The sequence below is a fragment of the Chelatococcus sp. XZ-Ab1 genome (assembly GCF_029309855.1).
Lineage (GTDB): Bacteria > Pseudomonadota > Alphaproteobacteria > Rhizobiales > Beijerinckiaceae > Chelatococcus_A > Chelatococcus_A sambhunathii.
Map to the genome: position 1 here is coordinate 16,929 of NZ_JARKII010000003.1, position 13,275 is coordinate 30,203.

The following is a 13,275-nucleotide window of genomic DNA, read 5'->3' on the forward strand; positions in this document are numbered from 1 at the left end:
GAGGCGCTCAGACGCGCGATTGCCGCACGGGCCGCGGCCGAGGGCTTCGACGTCCTCAAGGTCACGCATCCGGCCGCCGTGCCGCAGCTGCCGGAGCGGCTTGGCGCGTGGCTCGCGGAAGGGTGCCAGGGCAGCATGGCGTGGATGGCAGACCGGGCAGACGAGCGGGCGGATCCCGCACGGCTCTGGCCTCAGGTGCGCTCCATCCTCCTGCTCGGCATGAACTACGGCCCTGCGGAGGATCCGCTGGCCAATCTCGCGCGGCCCGAGCGGGCGACCATCTCGGTCTATGCGCGCAACCGCGACTATCACGACATCATCAAGGGCAAGCTCAAGCAGGTGGCATCGCTCCTCGCCTCCGTGGGCAGCGCGGACGTCAAGGTCTTCGTCGACACCGCGCCGGTGATGGAGAAGCCGCTCGCGGAGGCGGCCGGTCTCGGCTGGCAGGGCAAGCACACGGTGCTCGTCTCGCGCACCTTCGGCAACTGGCTTTTCCTCGGTGCCATCTTCACCACGGCGGAGCTGCCGCCCGATGCGCCGGAAAAGGACCATTGCGGCTCGTGCCGGCGCTGCCTCGACATCTGCCCAACGGCGGCCTTCCCGGCGCCCTACGTGCTTGATGCACGACGCTGCATCTCCTACCTCACCATCGAGCACAGGGGGCCGATCCCGCGCGACCTGCGCGCCCTCATGGGCAATCGGGTCTTCGGCTGCGACGACTGCCTCGCCGTCTGCCCGTGGAACAAGTTCGCGCGGGAAGCGCGGGAGGCGCGCCTCGCCGCCCGGCCGGATCTAACGGCGCCGTCGCTTGCTGCGCTCGCACGGCTCGACGAGGCCGCCTTCCGGCAGCTCTTCGCCGGCTCGCCGATCAAGCGCACGGGGCGCGAACGCTTCATCCGCAACGTGCTTGTCGCCATCGGCAATTCCGGCTTGCCGGCACTCGCGGAGTCCGCCTTGCGTCTGCTCGACGAGCCGAGTGCCCTGATACGCGGCACGGCCGTATGGGCCTTGTCGCGGCTGTTGCCGGCGGATGACTTCGTGGCGCTGGCTGCGCTTCGCATGGACGGGGAAGAGGACATGACCGTGCGCGATGAATGGCGTTTGGCGCTCGCCGGGAGTGCAGGGGAGGGTCTGACGTGAACCTGTTCGTCTTCGGTCTCGGCTACAGCGCCAGCCACTTCATCGCCCGGTATCGCGAGCGCTTCGGCCGCGTCTCGGGGACGGTGCGCACCGCCGAGAAGGCGGCCACGGTCAATGCGGCACCGGGCGAGATCGAGGCCTTCGTCTTCGCAGGCGGGCACCTGCCGCAGGCGGCGGCCGCTGCACTGGCAGAAGCCGATGCGCTCATCGTCAGCATCGCGCCGGGGCCCGAGGGGGACGTGGTGCTGGCGGCCGGGCGCGAGGCCATTGCAGGGGCGCCGAGGCTCGGGTGGATCGCCTATCTGTCCACCGTCGGCGTCTATGGCGACCATGGTGGTGCCTGGGTGGATGAAAGCGCGCCGCTCAATGCCTCCATGGGGCGCACGCGCCAGCGCGTCCTTGCCGAAGAGGCATGGCTGGCGCTCGGCGGCAAGACCGGCAAGGCGGTGCAGATCTTCCGGCTCGCCGGCATCTATGGACCGGGGCGCAGCCCGCTTGCCAAGCTCCTGCGCGGCGAGGCGCAGCGCATCGTCAAGCCCGGCCAGGTCTTCAACCGCATCCATGTGGAGGACATCGCCGCCGCGCTCGCCGCCTCTCTCGCGCGGCCGTCGCCGGGGGCGATCTACAATGTCGCCGACGACGAACCGGCCCCGCCCCAGGACGTCGTCGCCTATGCGGCCGAACTCGCCGGCATCGCTCCGCCGCCGGAGGTTCCTTTCGCGGAGGCCAACCTGTCGCCGATGGCGCGCAGCTTCTATGCCGACAACCGCCGCGTCTGCAACCGCCGCCTGCGCGAGGAACTCGGCGTGTCGCTTGCCTACCCGACCTACCGTGAAGGGATTACCGCACTGGCGCAGGTGGAGCTTGCCGGGCGACCTTGAGACCCCGTCAGGCGGCGTGGCGGTTTGCGGCCGGGCCGAAGTGGTCGATATAACGCGGGTTGATGGCTTCGACGGGCAATACCACCAGCACGTCCGTGGTGCCGAACTGATGGTCGATCACGGCCCCCTCGCCGATGAAGGCGCCGAGGCGCAGGTAGCCCTTGACCAGCGGCGGCAGTGCATGCAGCGCGGCCTTGGGATCGACGGCCTCCTTGGGCAAGCGGTCCATGGCGACGCCGCGGCCGGCGAGCGCATGGGCTCGCCAGTTCTCGGGCGCGCGGGCGAAATGGTGCAGGAAGCTGAGCTGCAGGGCCATCTGGTCGGGATTGGTGCCTTCGAGGCTGGCGCAGCCCAGCATCACGTCGATGCGGTGGTGCAGCACGTAGGTCCAGATGCCGTGCCACAGCAGTTCGACGGTGCGCTTGTTGCGATAGGGCTTCAGCACGCAGGAACGGCCGAGCTCCAGGAAGCGCTTGCCGGGATTGGCGTCGATCAGCGGCTGGATGTCGAACTCGCCGGCCGTGTAGAAGCCCCAGTGCCGGTCGGCCACCTCCTGCCGGAGCAGGCGGTAGGTGCCGACCACCTGCGGCCTGGGGGTGCGGAAGGCCTTCTTCGGCACGTCGTAATCGAGCACGAGCAGGTGGTCGCAGATGGCGTCGTACTCGTCGATGTCGCGCCGCGACAGCATGGACGTCGCGTTCGGCAGCGCCGACATCTCCTCGTAGAAGACGCGGAAACGCAGCCGTTGCGCCTGCTTGATCTCCTTGCGGGTGCGGGCGAGGCGCACCTCGAGCGAGCCGAGGCGCCCGAGGATGGTCGGCAAACCGCCGGCATCGGCCGGGGCCGGCGCGCGGAACGGCAGGAGCGCATTCGCCGTCGCGGCCCCCCAGTTGCTGGGGCGCAGCATGTTCGTGAAACCGCGTGGCGCGACCCGGATGACGTCGGGCTGCGCGGCCCCTTGCGAGGTCTTCACCTGTGTCGGATCGTAAACCATGTGCCCCAGACCGTCTGCCCCGAAGGCGGCGTCGTCAGCCCGGCGCGCCGGTTTGCCGACGCAGCCAATCCGCCGCATATCTTAACGGAACCATAAGCCTCGGAAAGTTTTGTGACAACGACGAGATGGGGCGATGAGCTCAGGCCCGAGCCACGCCGGCAGTACCGGCGCCATCAACAAGTTCTTGAATCTTCTGACGTTCAAACGGTTTGGCAAGAAAGTCGTCGGCCCCGGCCGCCAGGGCCGCCGCGCGGTCCTCGGCGAAGGCGTTTGCCGTCAACATGACGATTCGCGCATGCACCGGGCGCGGATGGGCGGCCTCGGCAGCGCGGATGCGGCGCACCGCCTCGAGACCGTCCATTTCTGGCATGCGCGCGTCCATCAGCACGAGGTCGAACGGTTCCTCGTGGCCGGCAAGTACCCGCCGCACGGCCGCGACGGCCTTGACACCGTCACGCACCCAAAGCGTCTCGGCCCCCGCCGCTTCGAGGAGCTTGAGGGCGAGCAGCGCGTTGATCTCGTTGTCCTCGGCCAGGAGGACGCGCCGGCGGCGCGGCTCGTGTCCGCCCGGCGGCGGCAGGGCCTGGGCCTGCGCCGAATGGATCTGCTGCGGCGGCAGCGCAGTGGGCTCGTGCGCGATCTGTTGCATCAGGGACAGGGCGCGCACCGGTTTCACCAGATAGCCGTCGAAGCCGGCGGCAGCCGGCGGGCCGAACTCGCGCCGCTCGAAGGGCGAGAGGAGGACGAGGCTGCGCCGCACACCGGAACGCCGGGCGAGGGCGGCGAGGCGGCGCGCCGCCTCTTCGCCAAGTGCGCAGTCGGTGAGGACGACGTCATAGCTGCCGGCTGTCATCGCCGCGCTCGCGGCTTCTTCGCTTTCGCAGATCTCGGCGCTCGCCCCGGCCGCGGTGAGCCGACGGGCGATGAAGGGCGCCTCGAAGGGCGAGTGGGCGATGATGAGCACGCGCTTGCCGGAAAGATCGACCTGGGTCGGCGGCGGCAGCGCGGTGCGGCTGTCGCCGCCGACACTCGCGAGAGCGATGGTGAAGCGAAAGGTGGCGCCGCGGCCCTCCTCGCTCTCGACGGTGATGGTGCCGCCCATGCGCTCGACGATGTGCCGGCAGATGGCGAGGCCGAGGCCGGTGCCGCCATGGCGGCGGCTCGCCGTGTCGTCCACCTGCTCGAACTCGCGGAAGACGGCGTCCTGGCGGCTCTTGGGGATGCCGGGACCGGTGTCGGCGACGCTGAAGGCAATGAGTCCGTCGGACTCGACCTCGATGCTGACTCCGACGCCACCCTGGTCGGTGAACTTCACCGCATTGCCGGCGAGGTTCATCAGCACCTGGCGCAGGCGATCGCGGTCGCCCATGACGAGCGACGGTAGGTCGGGTGCAACGAAGCTCGCGATCTCGATACCCTTGCCCTGAGCCCGCGGGGCCAGAAGCTCGACGACGTTCTCGACAAGGCTGCGCAGGTCGAACGGCTCCTGCACGAGGGCGATCTTGCCGGCCTCGATCTTGGAGAAGTCGAGGATGTCGTCGATGAGCGACAGCAGCACCTCGCCGGAGGTCTTGACGGCGCGCACATAGGTCGCTTGCTCGGGATCGAGGCGCGTGTCGGCGAGCAGATCGGCCATGCCGAGAATGCCGTTGAGCGGCGTGCGCACCTCGTGGCTGACGGTGGCGAGGAAGCGGGACTTGGCCTCGCTCGCCGCCTCGGCGCGGTGGCGTGCGTCGAGCAGGTCGTGTTCGGCCGCGACGCGGCTCGTCACGTCGCGGCCGACGCGCTGACGCTCGGCGCCGCTGTCGCCGATGGCGAGGGTCTCAATCCACGAGATCCAGACGATGCCGCTGCCGAACTCGATGGCCTCGTCGAAGATGCGCGCACCTGTCGTCGACAGGCGTACGTCGCTGATCTCGCGCACCACCGGTTGCCAGTGGCTGCCGATGAGTTCCTCGCGCGCCCGGCCGGCGAGGCGGGCGAAGGCGTCGTTGCAGTAGATGATGCGCCCGTCCTGGGCGCGGCGCACGATGACGTCGCCCTGGGCTTCGACCAGGCTGCGATAATGCTCGCGGCTTTCGGACAGTTCCCACACCGAATCGTGCAGCGTCTCGATCTCCGCTTCGAGCCGGTCGATCTGGGAAAGAAGCGTCCGCCGACGCCGGGCGATGAGCCAAACCACGGTCGCGACAGCGATCAGCGCGGCAGCGCCGGTCACGAGGTCATGAGAGGTGGTCAGAAGGTCCATCCGGCAGATCAGCTCAGCTTTTCGTTGCTGCGCAAACTCCCATGGAGGCGTTGAGATTGCGTTGGCAGGCGTGCTGAATCGCCCGTTAAGCCGTTCAGGCTGGTACGGCGAGCCGTTCGAGCGTCGTGCGGTAGGACAGCGCTTCGGCGAGATGCAGGCGCCCGACCCGTTCCTCGCCGTCGAGATCGGCGAGGGTGCGCGCCACCTTCAGCACTCGGTGATAGCCGCGGGCTGTGAGGCGCATGGCGTCGGCCGCTTCGCGAATGAGGGCAAGGCCGGCATCGTCCGACCGCGCCACCTCCTCGAGCACTGGCACGGGGCAGCGGGCATTGGTGGTGACCTCGGCGAGGCCGAGCGCGGAATAGCGGGCGCTCTGCACGGCACGGGCGCGCGCGACACGCTGCGCCACCTCCGCCGAGCCCTCGGTCGGGGGCGGCAGGATGAGATCCGCCGCCGTGACGGCCGGCACCTCGATGACAAGGTCGATGCGGTCGATCAGCGGACCGGACAGCCGCGCCTGGTACTGCGCCATGCAGCGCTCGTTGGGCGAGCGCCGGCAGGCGAAGCCGGGCTCGGTGGCGCGGCCGCAGCGGCAGGGGTTCATGGCGGCGACGAGCTGGAAGCGGGCCGGGTAGCTGACACGGTGGTTGGCGCGTGAGATCAGCACCTCGCCGGTTTCCAGCGGCTGGCGCAGGCTGTCGAGCACCTGGGGCTGGAACTCAGGCAATTCGTCGAGGAAGAGCACGCCGTGGTGGGCGAGCGAGACCTCGCCGGGCCGGGCCCTGAGACCGCCGCCCACGAGCGCGGCCATGGAGGCGGAATGATGAGGTGCGCGAAAGGGCCGGCGGTCCGTCAGGGCGCCCTCGGCGAGGAGGCCGGCGACGGACTGGATCATCGACACTTCGAGCAGCTCGGCCGGGGCGAGGGGCGGCAGGATCGAGGGCAGGCGCTGCGCCAGCATCGACTTGCCGGCGCCTGGCGGGCCGTTCATGAGCAGGTTGTGGCCGCCGGCGGCGGCGATTTCCAACGCCCGCTTGGCGCTTTCCTGGCCCTTGATGTCCCTCAGGTCCGGCAGGTCGGCGCCGGGGCGCGTCACCGCCGGCGCGGGTCGGGCCATGACCTGCGTGCCCTTGAAGTGGTTGGCGAGCTGGACGAGGGAGCGCGGGGCGAGGATGTCGAGATCGCCGCTCGCCCAGGAGGCCTCTGGGCCACAGGCGGCCGGGCAGATGAGGCCGTGCCCGCGCGCATTGGCGGCGATGGCGGCCGGCAGCACACCGGCGACGGCCGTGACGGACGCATCGAGCGCGAGCTCGCCAAGCACTGTATAGCCGGCAAGGGCATCCGCAGGCACCGCGCCGATGGCGGCCATCACGGCAAGCGCGATGGGCAGGTCGTAGTGCGAGCCCTCCTTGGGCAGGTCCGCCGGGGCGAGATTGACGGTGATGCGCTTGGCCGGCAAAGCGAGCCCCGCCGCCATCAGGGCCGAGCGCACGCGCTCGCGGCTCTCGGCCACCGCCTTGTCGGGCAGGCCGACGATGGTGAAGGCCACATTACCCGGCGCGATCTGCACCTGCACGTCGACGGCGCGTGCCTCAATGCCCTCGAACGCGACCGTCGCAACCCTCGCCACCATGCTCTTTCCCCCGGCCCGGGCGCACCTTAGCGGCGATCGCCGGTCCGCTCAAGAACAGGAAGGGAACAAAAGCCGGCGCGATTGCGGCGGATATCCGCGTTCGGCGACGGCAGGGCAGGGTTGCAAAGACGTCGTGGGCCTCGCCGGCCGCAACGCGCTATGCCCTTGTCCGGCGGCTGCTGCGCGCCGTCGGGAATGAAGGTCCGGGACATGGAATTCGATGCCGCGCTCCTGGCGCTGCCGGTCAAGATGGTGCTCGTCGCCGCGATCGTTGTCTCGGGCTCGCTCGCGGCGCAGAAGGCGGGGCCCTTCGTCGGCGGCCTGATCGCGACGCTGCCGATCTCCGCCGGCCCGGCCTATGTCGTGCTCGCCATGGACCACGGCCCGGCCTTCATCGCCGAGAGCGCGGTCGGCAGCGTCAGCATCAACGCCGCCACGGTGATCTTCGCCATGACCTATGCGGTGCTCGCCCGGCGTGGCGCGGGCGGGCTCGGCAGCATCGCCGGGGCGATCGGCGTGTGGCTCCTCGCCGCCCTCGCCATCCGCACGATGACGCCGCCGCTGTGGTTCGGCCTGCTTGTCAATGCCGCGGCCCTTGCCGTGGGGGTGCCGCTGGCGCGGCGCTTCTCGCGGGTCGTGATTCCGGCCTCGGATGGTCCCCGTCCGGTCGACCTGATGCTGCGCGCGCTCGCCGTCGCGACGCTCGTCGGCGTTCTCAGCGTCGTCAGCTGGCATATCGGGGCGGTCGCCTCGGGCATTCTCGCCCTCTTCCCCATCGTCATCTCGAGTATTCTCGTTGTGACTCACCGGGCCATCGGCGGGCCGGCGGCCGGTGCCGTCGCGGCGAGCAGCGTCTACGGACTTGCCGGCTTCGCCGCCGCGCTGACGGCGGTGCACCTTGCCGCCGTGCCGCTCGGATCGACCGCTGCACTGCTGATCGGCCTCGCCATCTGCGTTGCCTGGAACGGCATGCTCTTCACGCTGCGGCTGAGGCGGCTGCGCCGGGTCGCGGCAGCGGCCTGACTAGTGACGGTCGCGTTCGGCCCGCAGAGCCTTGAGGCCGTAGAGCGCCTCGAGCGCCTCGCGGGGTGACATCTCGTCCGGATCGATGCCGTCGAGTGCTTCGCCAAGCGCGTCTTTCTGCGGTGCCGCGGCGGCAGGGCGCGGCGGCATCGCGGCGAAGAGCGGCAGGTCGTCGACGAGGGTGGCGACGGGCTTTTCCCGTTCGGTCTTCTCCAGCTCATCGAGGATGGCGCGGGCGCGAGCGATGACCGGGGGCGGCAGGCCGGCGAGCTTGGCCACCTGGATGCCGTAGGAGCGGTCGGCTGCACCGGGGACGACCTCGTGCAGGAAGACGACGTCGCCTTTCCATTCGCTTACCCGCACGGTCGCGTTCTCCACACGGGGCATACGTTCGGCAAGGGCGGTGAGCTCATGATAGTGGGTGGCAAACAGCGACCGGCAGCGGTTGACCTCGTGCAGGTGCTCGATCGCCGCCCAGGCGATGGACAGACCGTCGAAGGTCGCGGTGCCGCGGCCGATCTCGTCGAGGATGACGAGCGCACGCTCGCCCGCCTGGTTGAGGATGGCCGCGGTCTCGATCATCTCGACCATGAAGGTCGAGCGGCCGCGGGCGAGGTCGTCGGCGGCGCCGACGCGCGAGAACAGCTTGTCGACGATGCCGATATGGGCCCGCGCCGCCGGCACGAAGGCACCCATCTGGGCGAGCACGACGATGAGAGCGTTCTGGCGCAGGAAGGTCGACTTGCCGGCCATGTTGGGGCCGGTGACGAGGGTGATGCGGCCGGCCTTCTCGCCCTCGGGTGGCGAAAGCGCGCAGTCGTTGGCGACGAAGGTCTGGCCCGCGCGCTTCAGCGCCGCCTCGACCACCGGATGGCGCCCGGCGGCGATGGAGAAGGCGAGGCTGTCGTCGACGGTGGGGCGCGTCCAGCCGAGGTCGTCGGCAAGAAGCGCGAGCGCCGCCGTGACATCGACGACGGAGAGCGCCTCGGCAGCACGCTTGATGGCCTCGCCCGCCCCGATCACGGCATCGCCGAGCCGCTCGAAGACGGCAAGCTCGATGCCGAGCGCGCGTTCCGCCGCCGAGGCGATGCGGGCCTCAAGCTCGCCGAGCTCGGTCGTGGAGAAACGCATGGCCCCCGCCATGGTCTGGCGGTGCACAAAGGTCGCGTTGTGCGGCGGCTTGACGAGGTCCTCGCCGATGGCGGGTGGCACCTCGACGAAATAGCCGATGACATTGTTGTGTTTGACCTTCAGCGTCCGGCAGCCGGTCTCGTTGACGTAGCGGGCCTGCAGCGCGGCGATAAAGCGGCGCGAATCGACCTGCAGCACGCGCGCCTCGTCCAGCGCCCCGTCGTAGCCCTCGCGCACGAAGCCGCCGTCGCGCTTCAGGAGCGGCAGTTCATCGGCGAGGGCGGCGGAGAGGTTTTCGGCGAGGCCCGGCGCGACGCCACGCATCGCTTCGGCAGCGGCCGCCAATTCCGGAGGTGGGGCGGCGCTGGCGAGGAGGGACGCGACCGCTTCCGCCGCCGCGAGCCCGTCGCGCACGGCGGCGAGGTCGCGCGGGCCGCCGCGGCCGAGCGTCAGGCGCGACAGGGCACGGGCGATGTCGGGCACCGCGGAGAGAGCCTGGCGCAGGCGCTCGCGCAGCGGCCGTTCGCCGAGGAGGAAGGCCACGGCGTCGTGACGGGCGCGGATCGCGGCGACGCTCGTCAGCGGGCTCGCGAGACGCTCGGCGAGGAGACGCCCGCCGCCCGGCGTCACCGTGCGGTCGATGGTCGAAACGAGACTGCCGCTCCGTTCGCCCGAGAGGGTGCGCATCAGTTCGAGATTGGCGCGCGTCGCCGCATCGATGGAGAGCGTGCCGGAAACGTCCTCGCGTAGCGGAGGCGACAGCGCAGGGCGGGCGGCAAGCTGCGTGCGCTCGACATAGGCGAGGGCGGCGGCCGCGGCGGCGATCTCGGCGCGCGAGAAGGCGCCGAAGGCGTCGAGGCTGGCGACGCCGAAGAAATCCTTCAGCCGCCGCTCGGCGGAGGCCGGATCGAGCCCGTCGCGCGCCAGAGGCGTGACCGCGGCGCGCTGCTCGCGCCACAGGTCGCGCAGCGTCGGCTCGTCGTAGATCGTGTCCGGCACCACGATCTCGCGCGGGTCGAGCCGCGCGATTTCGGCGGACAGCCCGGCGGCGGCGGTCTCCGTCACGGTGAAGCGGCCGGTGGAGATGTCGATGGCGGCGAGGCCGTAGGCGTAGCTGTCCTCGCCGGTGCGGCGGCGGGCGAGCGCGACGAGGAGGTTGGCCTGCGCCGGGTCGAGCAGGCTGTCCTCGGTGATCGTGCCGGGCGTGACGAGGCGCACGACGCCGCGCTGCACGACGGACTTGCCGCCGCGCTTCCTCGCCTCGGCGGGGTCTTCCGTCTGCTCGCAGACCGCGACGCGGTGGCCGGCGGCGATGAGGCGCTGCAGGTAGTCCTCGGCGCGCTCCACCGGCACGCCGCACATGGGGATGTCCTCGCCGAGGTGCTTGCCGCGCTTGGTGAGCACGATGCCAAGGGTGCGCGAGGCGATCTCGGCATCCTCGAAGAAGAGCTCGTAGAAATCGCCCATCCGGTAGAAGAGGAGACAGTCCGCGTGCGCCGCCTTGATTTCCACATACTGCGCCATCATCGGCGTCATGCGCTGGGGCTCGGCCTCGGAGCGCGCGGCCTTGTGCGTGGCGGCAGGCGCGGCGGCGCTGCCGCCGGTCTCCTCCAGATCGTCCTTCGCAGCGCTGACTTCCCGGCTCATGGGCGGGGACGCTAGCAGAGCCTTACGGGCGTTTCATCCACCGTTGCATGGATGTTTTGCAGAAATCGTGGAGAACTTCGCTTGAGGGGGATCGCACGACTGCCGTAAGGTCTCGCCCCCGACAGGAAACGCCCGAGACAATAAGACGATGGATACCGCCAAGCGCCGCTCCCGCCCGACCTTCACCGACCAGGAAGCCCTCCAGTTCCATGCGCAGGGGCGGCCCGGCAAGCTGGAGGTGGTGCCCACCAAGCCGATGGCGACCCAGCGCGACCTCTCGCTCGCCTATTCGCCGGGCGTCGCCGTGCCGGTGAAGGCGATCCACGAGGATCCCAGCCTCGCCTACGACTACACGACCAAGGGCAATCTCGTCGCCGTCATCTCCAACGGTACCGCCATCCTCGGCCTCGGCAACCTCGGCGCGCTCGCCTCCAAGCCGGTGATGGAGGGCAAGTCCGTCCTCTTCAAGCGCTTCGCCGACGTCGATTCAATCGACCTCGAGGTCGACACCGAGGATCCAGACGCCTTCATCAACGCGGTGCGCTATCTCGGGCCCTCCTTCGGTGGCATCAATCTTGAGGACATCAAGGCGCCGGACTGCTTCATCATCGAGGAGCGCCTGCGCGAGCTGATGGACATCCCGGTCTTCCACGACGATCAGCACGGCACGGCCATCATCGCCGCGGCGGGGCTCATCAACGCGCTGCACCTGACCGGCCGGGACGTTAAGTCGACGCGGCTCGTGATCAATGGGGCCGGCTCCGCCGGCATCGCCTGCGCGGAACTCATCAAGGCCATGGGCTTCGCGCCCAACAATGTCATCCTGTGCGACACCAAGGGCGCCGTCTACAAGGGCCGCCAGGAGGGCATGAACCAGTGGAAGTCGGCCCATGCCGCCGAGACGAAGGCGCGCAGCCTCGCCGACGCGCTCGACGGCGCCGACGTCGTCTTCGGCCTTTCCGCCAAGGGGGCGCTGACGGCGGAGATGATCGCCTCCATGGCGCCGAACCCCATCATTTTCGCCATGGCGAACCCGGACCCGGAGATCCTGCCGGAGGAGGTCGCGGCCATTCGCGACGACGCCATCATGGCGACGGGCCGCTCGGACTATCCCAACCAGGTCAACAACGTTCTCGGTTTTCCCTACATCTTCCGCGGCGCGCTCGACGTGCAGGCGACGACCATCAACATGGAGATGAAGATTGCCGCGGCCCAGGCGCTCGCCGACCTCGCGCGCGAGGACGTGCCGGACGAGGTGGCGGCCGCCTACCAGGGCGCGCGCCCGCGCTTCGGGCGCGACTACATCATCCCCGTGCCGTTCGATCCGCGCCTCATCCATGTTGTGCCTTCCGCCGTCGCCCGAGCGGCGATGGACACGGGCGTGGCACGGCGACCGATTGTCGACATGCGCGGCTACAAGGCGCAGCTCTCGGCCCGGCGCGATCCGGTGGCGGGCACCCTTAACCGCATCTTCGAGCGCGTCAGGCGGTTTCCGAAGCGCGTGGTCTTCGCCGAAGGTGAGGAGGAGCAGGTCATCCGCGCTGCTGCGTCCTTCGTCAACCAGGGACTGGGCACGGCCATCCTCGTCGGACGCGAGGAGCGCGTCTACGAGACGGCGCGGCTTGCGGGCATCGACCTCGAGGCCAAGGACGGCATCGAGGTACACAACGCCCGCTTGTCGCATCGCAACGCCACCTATGCGCAGTTCCTCTACGACCGGCTGCAGCGCAAGGGCTATCTCTTCCGCGACTGCCAGCGCCTCATCAACCAGGACCGCAACCACTTCGCGGCCGCCATGGTGGCACTCGGCGACGCCGACGCGATGGTGACGGGCACGACGCGCAACTATTCCATCGCCCTCGAGGACGTGCGCCGCGTCATCGACGTGAAGCCGGGCCATCGGGTCATCGGCGTCTCCATCGTGCTGGCGCGCGGGCGCACCGTCCTCGTCGCCGACACGGCGATCACGGAGATGCCGGGCGCGAAGGATCTTGCGGAGATCGCGGTGGAGGCCGCGGGCGTCGCCCGCCGCCTCGGCTACGAGCCGCGGGTCGCCATGCTCGCCTTCTCCACCTTCGGCCATCCGACGGGCGAGCGCTCCGAGCGCGTGCAGGAGGCGGTGCGCATCCTCGACGGGCGGCGCTGCGACTTCGAGTACGACGGCGAAATGGCGGCGGATGTCGCGCTCAACCGCGACGTGATGAGCGTCTATCCCTTCTGCCGCCTGTCAGGGCCGGCGAACGTGCTCGTCATGCCGGCTTTCCACTCGGCCTCGATCTCGACGAAGATGCTGCAGGAACTCGGCGGCTCCACAGTCATCGGCCCGCTCATCGTCGGGCTCGACAAGCCGGTACAGATCGTACCGCTCGGCGCCAAGGACAGCGACATCGTCAACATGGCGGCGCTCGCAGCCTTCAACGTCGGCGGCTGAGGGGCAGGGGCGCCCTACAGGACGAGATCCCAGGTCTCGCCGACGAGATCCTGCCCGAGGCTCTCGGGCGGCTCGGAGGCGACGAGGCGGTCGTGGGGCGCAGCCCAGTGGCGGTCGTCGCCGCGGAGAGCGGGATTGGCGTCAGCG

General features: G+C 69.9%; 8 protein-coding genes. 4 read left to right on the forward strand and 4 right to left on the reverse strand.

Features of this window, described 5'->3' with window-relative positions; translation table 11 throughout:
* The first annotated feature begins 18 nt into the window (after positions 1-18).
* Both queG and P2T65_RS06010 read left to right on the forward strand, forming a co-directional pair.
* Positions 19-1,140 carry a tRNA epoxyqueuosine(34) reductase QueG gene (queG, locus tag P2T65_RS06005; RefSeq protein WP_276199533.1) on the forward strand — a complete coding sequence of 374 codons (1,122 nt, stop codon included), beginning with the start codon at positions 19-21 and terminating at the stop codon, positions 1,138-1,140.
* Positions 1,137-2,021: an SDR family oxidoreductase gene (locus tag P2T65_RS06010; protein ID WP_276199405.1), complete on the forward strand. Its 885-nt coding sequence runs from the start codon at positions 1,137-1,139 to the stop codon at positions 2,019-2,021. Before queG ends, P2T65_RS06010 begins: the two co-directional genes overlap by 4 nt.
* A 7-nt stretch (positions 2,022-2,028) precedes the next feature.
* Here P2T65_RS06010 and P2T65_RS06015 read toward each other — a convergent pair whose 3' ends face one another.
* From P2T65_RS06015 to P2T65_RS06025, 3 genes are all read right to left on the reverse strand, one after another.
* Entirely contained in the window at positions 2,029-3,015 is a 987-nt protein-coding gene (locus tag P2T65_RS06015) for a GNAT family N-acetyltransferase (protein WP_276199406.1), read from the reverse strand.
* A 139-nt stretch (positions 3,016-3,154) separates the two neighbouring features.
* Positions 3,155-5,263 carry an ATP-binding protein gene (locus tag P2T65_RS06020; RefSeq protein WP_276199407.1) on the reverse strand — a complete coding sequence of 703 codons (2,109 nt, stop codon included), beginning with the start codon at positions 5,261-5,263 and terminating at the stop codon, positions 3,155-3,157.
* 94 nt (positions 5,264-5,357) lie between these two features.
* Positions 5,358-6,896, reverse strand: coding sequence for a YifB family Mg chelatase-like AAA ATPase (locus tag P2T65_RS06025; protein WP_276199408.1), 1,539 nt, complete (start codon positions 6,894-6,896; stop codon positions 5,358-5,360).
* A 210-nt stretch (positions 6,897-7,106) separates the two neighbouring features.
* Between P2T65_RS06025 and P2T65_RS06030 the strand changes: the two genes are divergently transcribed.
* Positions 7,107-7,919 carry a hypothetical protein gene (locus tag P2T65_RS06030; RefSeq protein ID WP_276199409.1) on the forward strand — a complete coding sequence of 271 codons (813 nt, stop codon included), beginning with the start codon at positions 7,107-7,109 and terminating at the stop codon, positions 7,917-7,919.
* On the opposite strand, the gene mutS is transcribed toward P2T65_RS06030, so the two are convergent.
* Positions 7,920-10,586, reverse strand: coding sequence for a DNA mismatch repair protein MutS (gene mutS, locus P2T65_RS06035; RefSeq protein ID WP_245282662.1), 2,667 nt, complete (start codon positions 10,584-10,586; stop codon positions 7,920-7,922). It lies immediately after the preceding gene.
* 259 nt (positions 10,587-10,845) lie between these two features.
* Here mutS and P2T65_RS06040 point away from each other — a divergent pair, with 259 nt between their 5' ends.
* Positions 10,846-13,128 (forward strand): NADP-dependent malic enzyme, encoded by a 2,283-nt coding sequence (locus tag P2T65_RS06040; protein ID WP_063189704.1) that lies wholly within the window; start codon positions 10,846-10,848, stop codon positions 13,126-13,128.
* Positions 13,129-13,275 lie beyond the last annotated feature (147 nt).